Annotated in this window: 15 protein-coding genes; 7 read left to right on the top strand and 8 right to left on the bottom strand. The window is 53.1% G+C overall.

All coding sequences use genetic code 11. The features are described from left to right. Positions 1-1,665: a diguanylate cyclase gene (locus CWO84_RS21265; RefSeq protein ID WP_033155433.1), complete on the top strand. Its 1,665-nt coding sequence runs from the start codon at positions 1-3 to the stop codon at positions 1,663-1,665. A gap of 32 nt (positions 1,666-1,697) precedes the next feature. Here CWO84_RS21265 and CWO84_RS21260 read toward each other — a convergent pair whose 3' ends face one another. The 4 genes from CWO84_RS21260 to crtI (CWO84_RS21245) all read right to left on the bottom strand — a co-directional run bounded on the left by CWO84_RS21260 (position 1,698) and on the right by crtI (CWO84_RS21245) (position 6,910). Next, complete coding sequence (locus tag CWO84_RS21260) at positions 1,698-2,111, bottom strand: RNA-binding protein (RefSeq protein ID WP_101055079.1); 414 nt, start codon at positions 2,109-2,111, stop codon at positions 1,698-1,700. A 168-nt stretch (positions 2,112-2,279) separates the two neighbouring features. Next, complete coding sequence (gene crtI, locus CWO84_RS21255; protein ID WP_033155435.1) at positions 2,280-3,779, bottom strand: phytoene desaturase family protein; 1,500 nt, start codon at positions 3,777-3,779, stop codon at positions 2,280-2,282. Further along, positions 3,779-5,362 carry an aldehyde dehydrogenase family protein gene (locus CWO84_RS21250; RefSeq protein ID WP_240618116.1) on the bottom strand — a complete coding sequence of 528 codons (1,584 nt, stop codon included), beginning with the start codon at positions 5,360-5,362 and terminating at the stop codon, positions 3,779-3,781. Before CWO84_RS21250 ends, crtI (CWO84_RS21255) begins: the two co-directional genes overlap by 1 nt. A 12-nt stretch (positions 5,363-5,374) precedes the next feature. Continuing rightward, on the bottom strand, positions 5,375-6,910 hold the full coding sequence (gene crtI / locus CWO84_RS21245; protein WP_033155437.1) for a phytoene desaturase family protein: 1,536 nt from the start codon (positions 6,908-6,910) through the stop codon (positions 5,375-5,377). Between the two features lie 59 nt (positions 6,911-6,969). Between crtI (CWO84_RS21245) and CWO84_RS24550 the strand changes: the two genes are divergently transcribed. After that, the gene (locus tag CWO84_RS24550; RefSeq protein WP_165786396.1) at positions 6,970-7,143 is read left to right on the top strand and encodes a hypothetical protein; all 174 of its coding nucleotides are present in this window, start codon (positions 6,970-6,972) and stop codon (positions 7,141-7,143) included. Positions 7,144-7,223: 80 nt separating this feature from the next. Continuing rightward, positions 7,224-8,069, top strand: a complete 846-nt coding sequence (locus tag CWO84_RS21240; RefSeq protein WP_033155438.1) for a PA4780 family RIO1-like protein kinase — start codon at positions 7,224-7,226, stop codon at positions 8,067-8,069. Between the two features lie 69 nt (positions 8,070-8,138). On the opposite strand, the gene CWO84_RS24545 is transcribed toward CWO84_RS21240, so the two are convergent. The 4 genes from CWO84_RS24545 to CWO84_RS21225 form a co-directional block, all read right to left on the bottom strand. After that, complete coding sequence (locus CWO84_RS24545; protein ID WP_165385976.1) at positions 8,139-8,309, bottom strand: hypothetical protein; 171 nt, start codon at positions 8,307-8,309, stop codon at positions 8,139-8,141. Positions 8,310-8,436: 127 nt separating this feature from the next. Continuing rightward, entirely contained in the window at positions 8,437-10,794 is a 2,358-nt protein-coding gene (locus CWO84_RS21235) for a xanthine dehydrogenase family protein molybdopterin-binding subunit (protein ID WP_101055076.1), read from the bottom strand. Beyond that, positions 10,791-11,258 (bottom strand): (2Fe-2S)-binding protein, encoded by a 468-nt coding sequence (locus tag CWO84_RS21230; RefSeq protein ID WP_033155785.1) that lies wholly within the window; start codon positions 11,256-11,258, stop codon positions 10,791-10,793. Before CWO84_RS21230 ends, CWO84_RS21235 begins: the two co-directional genes overlap by 4 nt. A gap of 535 nt (positions 11,259-11,793) precedes the next feature. Continuing rightward, positions 11,794-12,537 carry a polyphosphate--glucose phosphotransferase gene (locus tag CWO84_RS21225; protein ID WP_101055074.1) on the bottom strand — a complete coding sequence of 248 codons (744 nt, stop codon included), beginning with the start codon at positions 12,535-12,537 and terminating at the stop codon, positions 11,794-11,796. Positions 12,538-13,749: 1,212 nt separating this feature from the next. Here CWO84_RS21225 and CWO84_RS21220 point away from each other — a divergent pair. The 4 genes from CWO84_RS21220 to CWO84_RS21205 all read left to right on the top strand — a co-directional run bounded on the left by CWO84_RS21220 (position 13,750) and on the right by CWO84_RS21205 (position 16,554). Further along, positions 13,750-14,166 carry a DUF393 domain-containing protein gene (locus CWO84_RS21220; RefSeq protein ID WP_101055072.1) on the top strand — a complete coding sequence of 139 codons (417 nt, stop codon included), beginning with the start codon at positions 13,750-13,752 and terminating at the stop codon, positions 14,164-14,166. Positions 14,167-14,190: 24 nt separating this feature from the next. Then, on the top strand, positions 14,191-14,808 hold the full coding sequence (locus CWO84_RS21215; protein WP_101055070.1) for a heme-binding protein: 618 nt from the start codon (positions 14,191-14,193) through the stop codon (positions 14,806-14,808). Positions 14,809-14,817: 9 nt separating this feature from the next. Beyond that, positions 14,818-15,183, top strand: a complete 366-nt coding sequence (locus CWO84_RS21210) for a CbiX/SirB N-terminal domain-containing protein (protein ID WP_101055068.1) — start codon at positions 14,818-14,820, stop codon at positions 15,181-15,183. Between the two features lie 231 nt (positions 15,184-15,414). After that, entirely contained in the window at positions 15,415-16,554 is a 1,140-nt protein-coding gene (locus tag CWO84_RS21205) for a DEAD/DEAH box helicase (RefSeq protein WP_101055066.1), read from the top strand. The last annotated feature ends 261 nt before the right edge of the window (positions 16,555-16,815 follow it).

The following is a 16,815-nucleotide window of genomic DNA, read 5'->3' as shown; positions in this document are numbered from 1 at the left end:
ATGACCGAAGCGACAAATTGCTGCGTTTTATTAATCGAAGACGAACCGGGCGATGCCAGCCTGGTTCGTCAATATTTGCGCGCCTCGCCTACTCTGCGTTTCGAATTGATCTGGCGCGAGAATTTGGCGGATGGCGAACAAATTATTGCCCAACAAAAAATCGACGTGGTGCTGGTGGATTTAAGCCTACCGGATTCGCGCGGCCTGGATACCGTCAGACGCATTCGCAAAGCGACCCGACTACTGCCGATTATCGTGCTGACCGGGCACGACGATACCGAGTTTTCTCTGAAGGCTCTGGACTGCGGCGCGCAGGATTATCTGATCAAATCCAGCATAGACACCGACAGCCTGGTCAGGGCAATACGCTACGCGTTGACGCGGATAAGCTTGGAAAAACGGCTTCACGAGTCCGAGCAACGGATGGGTATGGCCTTACAGAGCGCAAGCTTAGGCTTATGGGATTGGCATATTCCCAGCGGGAAAGTGATTTTCAACGACCTATGGGCCTCTATGCTGGGCTACACGCTTGACGAGGTGGGATCCGATATCGACATTTGGAAACGCTTGGTGCATCCGGATGATTGGCATTTAATCACAGCCTCTCTGGAGCCGCATTTGCGCGGCGAAACCGAGCTTTACTCTGCTGAACATCGCTTACTGCACAAGCAAGGCCATTGGGTTTGGGTACACGATACCGGCCGCGTGCTGGAGTGGGATTTTCAGGGCCAACCGATTCGCGCGGTCGGTATCCATCAGGATATCAGCTTGCGCAAGGCGTCGGAGTTGCGCGACCACTTGTTAATATCGGCCCTGGAAACGGTGGAACATGGTGTAGTGATTACCGACATCAATGCCAATATCGAATGGGCCAATAAAGCCTTTGAAACGCTGACCGGCTTTAGTCGCCAAGAAGCCACCGGCATGCGGCCCAACGAGCTGGTTAAATCCGGCAAGCAAGACCAGGCGTTTTATCAGGCTTTATGGGAGACCATACTAGCTGGAAATACCTGGCGCGGCGAAATCGTCAACCGGCGCAAAAATGGCGAACTGTATGACGAAGAACTGGTGATTTCCCCAGTCAAGGACCAGCAAGGCTGCATACGCCATTTCGTCGGCGTTAAACAGGATGTTAGCGAACGCAAAAGGATGCAAACCGAGCTGTGGGAATTGGCAACAACCGACGGTTTGACCGGTTTTTTAAATCGCCGGCACTTTATGGCCCGTCTGGAAAACGAATTTGCCAGAGTAAAGCGCAATAATCACCGGGTAGCGATATTAATGCTGGACCTGGATCATTTCAAGCAGATTAACGACGGTTACGGACACCCCACCGGCGACGCGATGTTGCAGCACTTTGCCGGCATTATGCGCGCGGAATTACGTCAGATTGATGTGGTGGGCCGGATTGGCGGCGAGGAGTTCGCGATATTCATGCCTGAGACCGATGCCGAACCCGCCATGATCATTGCCGAACGCTTACGTAAGGAGCTAGCCGATACACCGCTGATGATAGATAAGCATGTGATTCCAATAACCGTCAGCATCGGGATTGCCTTAATGCATGCCGATAGCGGTACGGCGGATTGCGTCTTGACCAAGGCCGATAAAGCTTTATACACCTCTAAGGAAAATGGCCGGAACTGCGTGCGCGTCTGGCTTTAGCAGCAGTCTAATAGCCAAACGGCATGGCGCCTTTAAAGCGTGATGGGATAGAACACATTGGAAAAATCGACATAAATTTCCACGCTAGCGCCGCGGCGCCGATCCTGAATGCGTTTCTCGATAATCTCACTCGGCACCGGCACCCCATTGCGGCGCCGGTCATTTTTGACGTCGCGCTGTTTGTAAACTCGCACCAAAACCTCGCAACCGTTAAACAACAGGCCGTTCAGATTCTTAATAGCGCGAATACCGGCTTCATCGGAATTCACCGACACCAGGCCGTGATGCTCCAGCTGATTGCTGCGCTTGTCCCGAATCACCATCACATCGACGGTTATCACGTGCTTGGCCTGTTCTATTAAATCTTCACTGACCGCCATCGCCACGTAAGAATACAATTCGTTGGGCCGGGTCGATGCCGGGATATTCCGAAAAAAAAGCAGCATAAAATCTAGCTAACAGTAGGCATACGAAATAAGCCAAAGGCGCGTGAACACTGCACTCCGGCGCGAATGGGTTTATGCCGGGCTAACCCCAAGCCATACAAACGCCGCTTAAGTTTAGGCTTAAATTTAACCGGCTTATGCAAATCCGAATTTTTTGTCTGCCTGGGGCTAAGCCTGCCCCAAATCCGCCAAAATCTTATCCCGCACCAACTGTCCGGACAAGGTCACCATCGGCATACCGCCGCCCGGATTGACGCTGCCGCCGACGAAATACAGATTGCTTAATTGCTTGCTGCGTTGCGGGGCCTTGAAGCCGAGATTTTTCCAACGGTCCGCCACCACGCCGTAAATCGAACCCAGATTGGAATAATACTTGGCCTGAATATCCAGCGGCGTCCAGTATTCCTCGGTAACGATATGCTGGCGTAAATCGGTGAGCCCCATGCGCTCCAGTTTGGCCAATACCCGCTCGCGCAACGCCCAATAATCGTCGGCCGTCAGCGGTTTGTCCGGATTGATATGCGGGATGTGCGGCAGGATTTTGATGATTTCGTAACCGTCCGGCGCCTGGCTCGGATCGGTTTTGCACGGCGCCACCAAATAAATCGTCGGGTCGTCGGACAATTTGCCGCTATGAAACACCGCATCGAAATGCTCGCGCGGATGATCGGAATAAAAGAAATTGTGATGCGCCAATTGCGGATACAACCGGCTCACACCCAAATGCAACACCAGACCGGAACAGGTCGGCTCGAAGCGCTGCATTTTTTTCAGTTCCGCCGGTGAGTTATGCAGCAATTTGTCCATCGCCGGAATCACTTCCATATTCGACACTACGATGTCGGCCGCCAATACTTCGCCGCCTTGCAGTTTGATGCCGGTGGCTTTGCCGGCTTGGTATTGAATTTCCTCAACTTCGCTGTTCAAGCGAATGGATACGCCCAATTCGATCGCCAGCTTTTCCATGGCCTGCGCCAAGCCGTACATACCGCCCTTCACATACCACAAGCCGTATTCATATTGAATGTAAGGCATCAGATTCATCAAAGCCGGCGAATCGTAGGGCGACGAGCCGACGTATTTGATGAAGTAATTGAGGATGTCGATCAATTTGGGATGGGAAATAAAGCGTTTGACGCCCTGATCCATCGACCGAAATACGTCGAAATTCAAGGCGCGGATGGGGCCGTAAAACTTCAGCAATTCCCAGAAGGTATCCAAGCCCTTGGCAAAGTAACCGGCTTCGGTTTCCGTACCCAGCTTTCTGGAATAGGCCATAAAGTTGGCGAATTCGGCGGCAGTATTCGGGCCCAGTTTGTCCAGCTCGCGGCGCTGATTTTCCGGGTCTTCACACAAATCAATGGTCGTGCCGTCTTCAAAGAAATTGCGCCAATGCGGCTCGACTTTTTCGATGCCGACATAATCGGCCATGTTTTTACCGACTTTGGTAAACAGTGCTTCGAAGATGTGCGGCATGGTCAGGATCGACGGTCCCAAATCAAAGGTAAAACCGTCTTTAGTCATAATGTTCAGCTTGCCGCCGACCTTATCGTTCTTTTCGACCAACTCCACCGCGAAACCTTCACTAGCCAGCGAAATGGCCGCCGACAAACCGCCCAGACCGGCGCCGATCACGACGACACGTTTATTGTTATTGTTTTGCTTCATCAGTAGTCCCGTTTCCATGACAACAGTAATTTAAGATTTTGCCAGCGCTGGGTTAAATCGAACGCTGAATATTGCCGAAAAGCTTGTAGCGCCGGCCAGTTGCGTTTGATGCGTTGTATCAACGAACCTTCGCCGTAGACAAAGTCCATATAGCCTTTAAAGTCCTGGTAGCGCTGTTCCGAATACGGAAACCAGTTCGGTTCCTTGGGTAAATGGCTGCGGCTGGTCATGCCGGCCACCGGATAGGTAAAACTGCGCAAACCTTCCGCGCCGTGATAACGGCCAAAGCCGCTTTTTTTCACGCCGCCGAACGGCAAGCCGGGATGGCCGATGTTCTTGATCACGTCGTTGACTGCCCAGTTACCTACTTCGAGTTGGCCGGCGACCCGCTCGGCTTTAGCAATATCCTGGCTCCAGATACCGGCATTCAAACCAAATTCGCTGTCGTTCGCCAGACGGATGGCTTCGGCTTCATCGGCAAAGGCCATCACCGGCAACAGCGGCCCAAAGCTTTCCTCGCGCATTACCCGCATGCCGTGATGGACATTCCATAGCATGACGGGTTTAAGGTAATTACCCTGCCGTTCCAGCGGCCCGGAGGCTTGCGCGCCTTGGGCAATGGCGTCCTGGTAATGCGCCTCGACAACTGCAATTTGCCTTTCGCTGGTCATTGCACCCAAGTCGCCGTGCGGGCCGTGCCCGACCTGCAATTGCGAAACGCCCTGTTGCAACAAGCTTAAAAATTCATCGTGACAGTCCTGCTGGACATACAATCGCTCGACCGACACGCAGACCTGGCCACTATTGCAGAACGCACCGTACAAAGCTGCATCGGCGGCGCGCTGCAGTTGAGCATCATTAAATACCAGCATCGGGTCCTTGCCGCCCAACTCCAGCAACACCGGAATGGGGTGTTGCGCGGCGCGCTGCATGACGGCTTTACCGCTGTTCAGACCACCGGTGAAAAATACCAAATCCGGGCGGGCGTCGATCAGCCGCGCCCCCGTTTCGCCGTCGCCAACCAACCATTGCACCAAACTATCAGGTAAATCCAATTGCTTGAATAAATCGAAAACCAACTGGCCAATCGGCAAACTTAACTCGGAAGGTTTCAAGAGCACCGCATTGCCGGCAAACAAAGCCGTCAGCATTGGCCCGACCGACAGTTGAAACGGATAATTCCACGGCGAAATCACCGCAACCACACCGTAGGGCCGCCGCTCGATGCCGGCAGTGGCGCCGGGAAAAGCGAAGGGTGACGTGGGAATGCCTTGATAGCCCAAGATATTGGCGGCGTACTTTTGGTAATAACGGGCCAAATCCAAAACCGGGTAAATCTCGCCCAGCAGGGCTTCGGTGCGGACTTTACCGGTAGTCAGACTGATTTGCTCGCAAATCGCGTCTAATTCGGCCATCAATAAAGGCACCAGCTTGGCTAGAATTTTCGCCCTTTCGGCTACCGGCCGCTTGCCCCAGATTTGTGCCGCAGCGCGCGCTCCCAGCATCTGCTGCTGAATCGCCGCTGCATCGCTAACCGGAAAATCGCCCAACACCCGGCCATCGACCGGCGATACGGCCTGCATAGTCGCCACCGCTTAGGCCTTGGCTTTTTTCAGCCAGGTACTTTGTTGAATTTCCTTGAAATGCACCCGGTGCTTGCGGGAAATCAGATTCGAGGAAATCCGCGCCGATTCGTAAATCGTCGGCAAACCGCTGCCGGGATGGGTGCCGCCGCCGACCAGATAGCAGTTATCCAGCTCTTCAAAGCGGTTATGCGGCCGCCAGTACAGCATCTGGCTGAACTTGTGCGACAGGCTGAAGGTCGCGCCTTTATAAACGTGTTCGTCGCTTTCCCAGGTGCCGGGGGTGATGATCTTTTCGCATTCGATATGCTCTCGTAAATCGCTCAAACCCAGACGCGCACCCAGCGTATCCAGCACTTGCTCGCGCACATCGGCGCAATGGGTTTGCCAATCGACGCCGCTGTCGTTATTCGGCATCGGCACCAGCACGTATAGCGCCGACTTGCCGGCCGGCGCCAGGCTGGCATCGCTGACCGAAGCGTTTTGCACGTAAAACGAAAAGTCCTCGGTCAAAGTTTTATTGCTGAAGATATTGCGGATATTGGTACGGTAATCCTTGGCAAACACAATGGTGTGATGCGGCAGATCGTATTGTTTATCCAGGCCCAGATAGAGCATGAAGGTCGAGCAGGAATACTCGCGCTTTTGCAATTGCTGATGATCGTATTTGCGCAAGGTACCGGGCTCCAGCAAATGCGTCATAGCGTGGGCAAAATCGGCATTGACGATCACTTCGTCGCCGCGCACTTCCTCGCCGTTTTGCAGTCTCACACCCTTGGTCGCGCCGTCTTCAACGATCAGCGAGGCCACTTCGGCATTCAGATGAATATCGCCGCCGGACTCGGTCACCACTTGCGCCATCGCCGTCGCAATCTTATTTAAACCGCCGGCCACATGGTAAATTCCGTATTCATGCTCAAGGTACGGCAACATGGTAAACAGTGCCGGACACTCCCATGGCGACATGCCCAGATACTTGGATTGGAAACAAAACGCCAGGCGCATTTTTTCCTTATCAAAATACTGGCCCAGGTTGTTGAATACGCTTTTCGGAAAGGCCAGCCAGGGCAAGGCCTTGATCAAATCCAGCGAGAAGAACGAAGACCAATTGGAGTAATCGCGGGTAATGCACGGGTACAAACGATTGAAGCGGCTGCGCTCGTTATCCATGAAACGCTCGTAGCCGGCGCTGCCTTCATCGAAAACTCGCTCCAGTTCGGCGCGCATGTTTTCCCTGTCGGAAAACACATTGATCTCGCGGTCGTCATACAACAGCCGGTACATCGGACTGAGCGGCATGAACTGCATATAGTCCTCGCTGCGCCGGCCGCATAATTCAAACATTTCATCCAAAACACCCTTCATCAATAAAAAGGTCGGACCGGTATCGAAGGTAAACCCGTCCATCGTAATGGCCCGATTGCGGCCACCAACATGGGGATGTTTATCGAATATGGACACTTTAAAGCCGCGATGGCTGAGTAACATGCCGGCGCACAAGCCGCCAGGGCCGGCGCCAACGATGATGATATGTTTTGAATCTGCCATGATATGAGATGAGCGGTGCTTGCCGAGTCGTTTTATAAAAGCGCTAATGTAACAGCAAAATGTCAAAAAGCGACCTATTCACCAACACCAAAGTAAAACCAAGCGCACTAGCAGAGGCTACGCGAACCCGGCAAACCCGATTTTATCTAAGGGTGCGCCACCGAGAAATCAACGGCGATTCAGTGTATCGGCTTTACGCGCCGATTATTGATTTGAGCCTGCGCGAACCCTAAGGATTGTTCTCGCGGCTAAAAGTGCATCGATTGGCAGAAGTTTTGCGCGATATTCCTGCGAGCGCGGCATAATAGGCAGCATGAAAACACCGAAAAGACTTGAACCCCTAATCGATAGCGGCTTGATCGACGAGGTCATAGGCTCGCTGAAGAGCGGCAAGGAAGCCGCCGTGTATGTGGTGCGTTGCGGCGCGGAAATCTGCTGCGCCAAAGTTTACAAGGAGGCCGACCAGCGCAGCTTTAAAAAAAGTGTGCTTTACCAGGAAGGCCGCAAAGTGCGCAATAGCCGCCGCGCCCGCGCGATGGAAAAAGGCAGTAGCTATGGCCGTAAAGAACAGGAATCGGCTTGGCAAAACGCCGAGGTGACGGCTTTATACCGCTTGGCGGATGCCGGCGTGCGAGTACCGAAACCCTACAACTTCATCGACGGCGTGCTACTGATGGAATTGGTCGCAGATGCCGACGGCCACCCGGCGCCTAGACTCAACGACCTGGAAATGCCGGCCGAGCTGGCCCGCGAATACCATGCGTTTCTGATTGACCAGATCGTGCGCATGCTCTGCGATGGCTTGGTACATGGCGATTTGTCCGAATACAATGTGCTGGTCGGCAGCGACGGGCCAGTGATTATCGATTTACCGCAAGCGGTGGACGCTGCCGGCAATAACAACGCCCGCGCGATGTTGGAGCGCGACGTTGCTAATATGGCCGCCTACTTCGGCCAGTTCGCCCCGGAATTGTTGACGACACGCTTTGGTAAGGAAATGTGGAAGCTATACCAAAGCGGCGATTTGCACCCGGAAACTCAGCTGACCGGGCATTTCGCAGACAGTAATAAACCAGCCGATCTACGCAGTGTGATCCGCGAAATAGACGCCGCACGCGAAGACAACGAAGCCAAGCAGCGTTTTCTCCAAACTCCATAGCCCTGAGCCCTAAAAAAGAAAAAGCCGGTGTTACCCGGCTTTTTCTTACTGCTTGGCACCGCTGGCCTATCAGGCATAGGTGTCGATTTTGCTGCCTATTCTTGCATCATTATCGCCATCTGTGTCTTTCACAACCGCTTGCACGGGCGGCGTTGCTGCTTGCTGATTGGCTGCGGGCTGTTTCGCTTGGTTGGTGATAGGGAAATACGGTGTTGAACCTACTCCCGATACGGATGACATGATTTATCTCCTCTGGATTGAATAGTACCCGCCATGTTTCGGCTGGCATCCATTTATCGACCGGTTTTACCAAAGCTTTAAACGGGTGCGGCAAGCTAATTCAGCTCACCGCCATGCCCATAAATTCTCAGTCTTTCAGCAGCTGATCGCCTATCGGTAACTGCCGGATCCGCTGCCCGGTGGCGGCAAAAATCGCATTACACAGTGCCGGCGCAATCGGAGGCACGCCCGGTTCGCCCACCCCGCCCAGGGGCGTATCGAATTCGGCGGGCGGCAGCAGATGCACTTTGATTTCGCGTGGCGCGTCATCGATGCGCGTGAGTTGATAAGCATGAAAATTGTCTTGCTGCACGGCGCCGTTTTTAAAACTGATTTCACCGAGCGTCGCCAAGCTGACACCCATGACACAAGCCCCCTCGATCTGCGCACGAATCCGCTCCGGATTGACTTGCGGTCCGCAATCCACCGCCACATCGACTCTAGGGATGCTTAATTTGCCGGCCTCATCCACCGCCACTTCCACGACGACAGCCACATAAGTCACAAAGCTGTAATGCGCGGCCAACCCCAAGCCATGGCCTTTGGGCAACTGCCGGCCCCAGCCGGCTTCGCGAGTGGCCGTCTCGATCACGCGGCGCAGACGGCCGGTATCGACCGGGTAAAGCGCCGGCGATTCGCCGTGGTTCCAGGTGTCATTTAAACTGGTCGGATCGATCCGCCGGGCCGGACCGATTAAATCCAGCAGAAAATCCCGATGATCGCGGCCGGCCGCGGTCGCCATTTCCGCCACAAAGGACTGCACGGCAAACGCATGCGGAATATTGGATACCGAGCGAAACCAGCCGATACGGGTATGCGCGGCGGCCGGCGGATTTTCGATGCGCAGATTGTCGATGGCAAACGGCACGTTAATCACGCCCATCCCCAATTCCACCGGCATCTGTTGCTTGCTGTCCGGTCCGAAAGTAGATGAAATGCTCGGTGCCGCAGTTCTGTGCAGCCAGGCTATCGGTTTGCCTTGCGCATCCAAACCCGCTTCCAAGCGTTCCAAGGACACGGTATGGAAATAGGCATGATGCAGATCGTCCTCGCGGGTCCAGGTCACTTTCACCGGTTTGCCTTGCATCGCTTGCGATAACAAGGCCGCTTCGATGACGTAATCGGGCTTGGATTTACGGCCGAATCCACCACCCAGCAGCGTAACATTCACTGTCACCTTGTCTTCCGGCAGTTTTAGCCATTTCGCGACCTTATCCCGGGTTAACTGCGGCGCCTGGGTACAAGTCCAGATTTCGCAATGGCCCTTGACGATACGTGCCGTCGCTGCCGGCGGTTCCATCGGCGCTTGCGCCAGATGCGGTAAATAATATTCCGCTTCCAGGCGTTTGGCCGCGCCTTGCAAGGCAGCATCGACATCACCTTGTTGGCGCACCACTTTGCCTGGTTGACGGACTGCGGCTTCCAGTTCGGCTTTGTAAGCTAGAGAATCGTAGCTGGCGTGTTCGCCATTGTCCCACTCGATTTTTAAGGCGTTGCGGCCCTGAATAGCCGCCCAGGTGTTGCTGGCAATCACCGCGACGCCACCAAGCGGATTAAATTCGGCCGGTAGCGGACTGCTAGGTAGTTCCACGACCTTTACCACACCCGGCACCTTCAGTGCGGCGCTGGCATCAAATTTTAAAACTGTGCCGCCCAATACCGATGGCCGCGCCACGACGGCGTAGAGCAGGCCCTTCAGTTGGGTATCGATGCCATACATGGCACGTCCGGACACAATATCCCGGCCATCATAAATGCCTTGCCGGCCTTTACCGATGTAACGAAATTCCGCAGAATTCTTCAAACGCAAGCTATCGCGGTCTGGCACCTGCAATTTCGCCGCTGCTTTGGCCAATTCGCCGTAGCCCAAGGCTTTGCCGCTGGGGACGTGCAGTATCCGGTGTTGCTCGGCGCGGACTTCTGTTACCGGCACGCGCCAACGGGCTGCCGCCGCAGCTTCCAGCATTTGTCTGGCGGCCGCGCCGACCCGGCGCATCGGCATGAAAAAGTGGCGCATGCTGCGTGAACCGTCGGTGTCTTGATTACCAAAGCGCTTTTCGTCGCCGGGCGCCTGCACGACATGCACCCTGGACCAGTCGGCTTCCAGCTCGTCAGCCACCACCATCGGCAAGCTGGTGCGTATGCCCTGCCCCATCTCGGAACGGTGGCAGATGATATTGACCGCACCGTCGGCGGCAATGGCCACAAACACCAAAGGATTATCGACCCAACCGTGCGGCATCGCATCGGCGCCAAACTTGCCGGCGGCTGCGGGCGCTGCGGCTTCGTCCGCCTTAAGCAAAGTAGGCAGGCCAACGGCCAACACAAAGCCGCTCAGAGCAAACTGCTTGATAAAGGTCCGGCGGCTGACGTTGTCAATCAAATAACCGTCGTCGGTATCGCTTTGCTCGGCATTGGCTTGCAGAAATTCGGCTGAGTTTTTCATGATTGCACCTCTGGTAAACCGGCGGCCTGCTTGATCGCGGCGCGAATCCGCGGATAAGTGCCGCAACGGCATAGATTGCCGCTCATGGCTTTATCGATGTCGGCATCGCTGGGTTGCGGATGATTTTTGAGCAAAGCCGTAGCCGCCATCACTTGCCCGGCCTGGCAGTATCCGCATTGCGGCACGCCCAAATTCAACCAAGCGTCCTGGACTTTTTTACCGGTCTGATCCTGTTCTATCGCTTCGATAGTGACAATTTTTTTGCCCACCGCAGCCGAAATAGGCGTGACACAAGCGCGCGTTGGCTCACCGTCGATATGCACCGTACAGGCGCCGCAGACTGCCATGCCGCAACCGTACTTGGTGCCGGTCAACCCTAATTGGTCGCGCAGCGCCCAAAGCAGTGGTGTGTCAGCGGGCAGATTTATCTTGCGGCTTTTACCGTTGATATTGAGCGTTGTCATGAGTTTTCTCGCTTCGGTCGGCGGTTGATAACGGCGCCGGCACATCCATCAGCAATATCGGCGCGATAGTTCGCAGCATGGTACACGGGCGGGATTGGGCAGTAAAGGCACTTGGCGTTGGAACAAACTAAAACGCTGGTACATGGCGTTTTAGTCATTTGGGGATAAAGAAACTACCAGGAATGATACTGATGACGGGCCTCTAGCTATCTCCCGACCTAGAGGCTTGCGTCACCAGCACCACCCATGATTTGCACCAATCTCCGACAAGCTTGCGATACAAGAAGTCAGAAAATTAGCTTTTACTACATATGGAAAATATGAGGCTGCCGACTATCTTGTCTGATTGCTCTCACGGAAAAAATAAATTTTTCACTGCCCGCAACCTCATGAACTTAGGTTACCGCGGGTAATTTCATAGTCAAGGTGACTTGGAAACAGAATTTATCGAAGGTAAAAAATATTAGCGCTACTTGAAAAAACTCTTGTTTTACCGTCTTCAATAACAAGGTTTTCTGTCCTGAAGCGCCATCGCTCAAGTAACTTTCGATTTAGCAAATAAAGCCGCGCCGACAATACCGGCCTGGTTTAAAAATGCCGCCGGCTTGACCGGCGTTTTTATGCCTATCTGCTCTTTGAATTTATCGAATTTTTTACTCGCACCGCCGCCCAAAATGATCAGATCGGGCCAGAACAGTTTTTCCATCGTATTCAAATAAATGTTGAAGCGATTGCCCCAAGCCTTCCAACCCAAATCTTGCAGTTTACGGGCGGCATCGGATGCGAAACGCTCTGCCTCCAGACCATTTTCCAGATACACGTGACCCAGCTCCGTGTTGGGCAGCAGATGGCCATCGGTAAATAGCGCGGTTCCCAAACCGGTGCCGATGGTAATCAACAGAACTACGCCTTTTTGGTCGGCACCCTCGCCGAAATGCATTTCCGCAATACCTGCCGCGTCCGCATCGTTTAAGTTGTGACACTCGCAGTTAGTGGCTTCTGAAAACAATTTATCGATATTGGTGCCGATAAAGGCCTTGGAGATGTTAGCGGCCGTGCGCACAACGCCCTGTTGAATCGCTGCCGGAAAACCGCAGCCTATGGGTCCAGTCCAGCCAAAGTGCAATACCAATTGCGCCAGCACTGCGGCTACCGCCTCGGGTGTTGCCGGCTGCGGCGTATCGATCCGATGCCGTTCGGAAACCAGTTCGCCCGTCAAGGTATCGACAATCGCACCTTTGATACCCGAACCGCCAATATCCACACCAAGAATTTGCATAAAATATCCTGAAAGTTTGCCATGCAGATTAGACATTCTAGGCGAAGAGCAGCTAAGAGCTTAGAAAATTTTCCGTCAAAATGATCGGCAAACAAAGGTTGCAGATATCGATTTCCGGTGTTGAGTAATTGATGAATCAGGTAACCGTGGTCAATTATTAGCCAATTTACGAGCGCCTACTTAAATACAGCAACTTGCGCTAACTTTTACCAGCCTACCAACAAGCTTATCCACAGTTTTTGTGGAAAACCCCGATCAGCGCCGACAACACTAACACGCAAAAGCTGTTGCCAAAGCAATTACCGGATTATGTACCCGGATTTCTGTTATAAATGCCGTACAACAATAAAGATAACCAGGAGTACAAAATGATTACAGTGACAATTTACCTTTTAACCATGTTTTTTGCCGGCTACGCGATTTACCACGTACGGAGCAAATAGCCCGTCATGTAGATAAAAAAAAGCCTCTACCGAATACCACGATAGAGGCTATAGAGTGTGCAGTGCCGGAGTCACTGCTTACGAGGGAGGTCACACATAAAACATAAAGCACTAGCGGGTCCAACAAAAATCAAAGTTCTGAAAATTCGCAGCAGCGAACCACAGCGTAGATATAACCAACTCATCCATCGAAAAGTTCCAAATACCCACAGTAAACTGAGGATAGGCAATACTGTTTTTCCTAAGCTTACCTGAAGCGTTTATCTGCTCTGCATCAAGCGTTTGCAGTGGCTCTAAACTACGGCTTCACTATAATCCCCTGTCGAAAATTTACAATTAGCCATTTAAGTTATTCATAATTCCCTTTTCATAAACAATAAAACGGGAACTATCGCTGGAATAGCCTATCAACATCGTTTTTGTCCCTGCCGCCCAGAAAGCGGGAATGTGGCGAGATCACCCTACCTTTTTTAGCATTCGCCCCCTTGCTTCCGCCACATCCGCTGGTAGATTGCGGAGTGCTAAATTTGTTGATTCCTGACACACGTTCCGTCCTCAGAGGGGTGCTTGATAGCCCGTAATCCCCTTCGATGCGAGTTTCTCGCCTACTGCGCGAGTCCCGCATCGCGAGGGGACTTTTTTGCCGGAGCGAATGTAAGCCGCGCAAACATTGTGAAAATAAAAATCAAATCAATACAGACCTGCAGGGCTATTGAGTCGCCAGCCGGGATAAAACAAACTCGCTAACACCACTTCCCGGAACAGCCTCATGAATAGCCAACACGAATTCACGCTACTTTACGACGGTCGCTGCCCCATTTGCCGGAGGGAAGTGACCTGGTTGCAGTCGCGAAACAAGCAAAACAAGCTGGGTTTGCAAGATATTCATGCCGAGGGGTTTAATCCGGCGCACTATGGCAAATCGCTGGACGAATTGATGGCGGAAATCCATGGCGTGGATGCCGATGGCCGCTTAATCAAGGGCATGCCGGTATTTTACGCTGCATACAGCGCTGTCGGCTTGGGATGGCTGATGGCTCCCACCCGCTGGCCTCTGATAAAACCGCTATTTGACCGTCTGTATGCATGGTTTGCCCGGCACCGTTTACGCTTAGGTACTTTGTTTGGCGCCAAACCCTGCCAAGATGCCAGTTGCAGCATTCGCTCCGGCCATGGAAAAACATGACCCTATTTGACAAGACTCGTTTACATGAAAAACCCCTTAGCACTACTCGACAGCCTGATTTTGACTGGATGTACGGTGATGGGCATTAGAAGCAGCGCAGAGCCGCAATACCAATTGCTCTCGGAACAAGGAGACGTGCAAATCAGGCAATATCCCCCCTTATTGATTGCCGAAACCGTGATCGACGCCGATTACGCGGAAGCCGGCAATATCGGTTTCAATCGCTTGGCTGGCTATATTTTTGGTGGGAATCAGCAAAAGCAACAGATGGCCATGACCGCCCCGGTGTTTCGGGAAAATGCCGGCGAACACATCGCGATGACCGCGCCAGTGTTACAGCAGGCAGTCGATAATAAATGGACGATGGCTTTTGTGATGCCGGACGGTTACAGTCTCGAAACCTTACCAACGCCAATCGATCCCCAAGTGACTATCAAAGCTTTACCCACGAAAAAAGTCGCGGTGTTGCGCTACTCGGGCAGTCTGACTTTGGAAAAAATTAACGAAAAAAGCCGCCTATTGATGGCCTGGATCGAACAACAACAGCTCACTGCCCTATCTGCCGCGCGTTCGGCGGCCTATGATCCGCCTTGGACTTTACCTGCCTTACGCCGCAATGAAATTCATATCGACATCGAATAAGGCTGTCCGGTGACACATTTACTAGTGGTAGCGCACGGCAGCCGCCGGGAGGATTCCAATGTTCAGATTCGCGAGCTGATAGAACAACTGCGGCTGGCGCCTACCCGCTTCGCCGCAATAGACTATGCTTTTCTAGAAATCGCCGAACCGACTATTGCCCAAGGCTTACGCCAACAAATAGCCCACGGCGCGCGGCAGATTGTCGTGATGCCTTATTTCCTGTCGGCGGGACGCCACGTCAGCATCGATATTCCCGAACAAGTGCAAAGAATACGTGACGTGAATCCGCAAATAGATATACGTATTGCCAATCATTTGGGCGCGGCGGAAAAAATCCGCGAGATACTGATCGATCTGGCCAGTTTGGCAATTTGAACACGGCTTTTGCACATCAATTTCGCCGCAACGAACAAGCGTCAGATCAAGCTAACACGGGTTTCCTAACATTAAACCAGTAACCGTGATAGACTGCAGCCTGAAAGTTCATCTTCAATATGTAATTCCCTTAGTCCCCGGGCGGACATCGCGACAGCAGCGCTGCCGAACACAGATTTCTCCCCTTATTTTCCCCTTATTTTCCCCTTATTTTCCCCTTTGAGACCCTTAATGCCATTTTCCAATCTCGGTTTATCCGAGGCTTTAATTAAAGCAATCGCCGATTCGGGCTACACCACCCCTACCCCTATTCAAAGTAAAGCCATACCCGCCGTATTAACCGGCCGCGATTTACTCGCCGCCGCGCAAACCGGCACCGGCAAAACCGCCGGCTTCACCTTGCCGATCTTGCAGCGCTTGGCGCAGACCAGCCATGGCCGCAATCGCCCGGTCCGCGCACTGATTCTGACACCGACCCGCGAACTCGCCGCGCAAGTGGGCGAATCTGTTAATAAATACGGCGCGCATCAGCAACCGCGTTTAAAGTCGGAAGTGGTTTTCGGCGGCGTGAAGATCAATCCGCAAATGATGCGTTTACGCGGCGGCGTGGACATCTTGACCGCCACACCGGGTCGTCTGCTGGACCTAGTGAGTCAAAACGCCGTCAAACTGGATAAGGTGGAAATGTTGGTGCTGGATGAAGCCGACCGCATGCTGGACATGGGCTTTATCAAAGACATTCGCAAAATCCTAGCGATGCTGCCGAAAAAACGCCAGAACCTGTTGTTTTCCGCGACTTTTTCTGCCGACATCCGCAAGCTAACCGGCGATTTGCTGGTCAACCCGGTCAAAATCGAAGTGGCCGTGGAAAACGCCGCTGCCGAGACCATCGAGCAGCGGGTTTATACGGTCAGTAAAACCGCCAAAACTGCGCTGTTAACCCACTTGGTCAAAACCAAAGACTGGCAACAAGTATTGGTGTTTACCAGCACCAAGCACGGCGCGAATAAACTCACCGAAAAACTCAACACCGCCAATATCAAAGCCGCTGCGATACACGGCAACAAAAGCCAGGGCGCCAGAACCAGCGCTTTGGCCGGTTTCAAAGCCGGCGAGATTCGCGTATTGGTCGCCACTGATGTGGCAGCGCGCGGCATCGACATCGCCCAATTACCGCATGTGGTCAATTTCGAATTACCGCGCTCTTCTGCCGATTATGTGCACCGCATCGGTAGAACCGGCCGGGCCGGACAAAACGGTCAGGCGGTTTCGCTGGTGTCGCAAGACGAATATCAGGCCTTGCGCCTGGTGGAAAAACTGATAGGCCTGCAAATCCCCCGCGAGCAGGTAGACGGCTTCGCGGCCGCTTAACTTATGTCAATCCCCGCTCGCCAGCCTGTCATTTGGTTGAGCGTGCAAAAACCTAGGATGCATCGCTGTTCCGTCAGTCACTTTATCGACAGAACGACGAGGCAGATTGGACCGTATTTCATCGCAGTAAAATCTTACCCGCACTTGCCTGTCGGCTTTTCGCTGGTAGATTCTCCCTCGCAGTGGATCAGTTTCAATATTTCCTAGTGCTTAGTTGCGTTATTAAGCGCTAATAATGTAATCTTGGAGGGATGTCACGAG

Origin of the sequence: Methylomonas sp. Kb3 (genome assembly GCF_002834115.1) — a bacterium.
GTDB classification, from domain to species: Bacteria; Pseudomonadota; Gammaproteobacteria; order Methylococcales; family Methylomonadaceae; genus Methylomonas; species Methylomonas defluvii.
The sequence above is the reverse complement of the archived record's forward strand: the minus strand, read 5'-3'. Positions and strand labels throughout refer to the sequence as shown.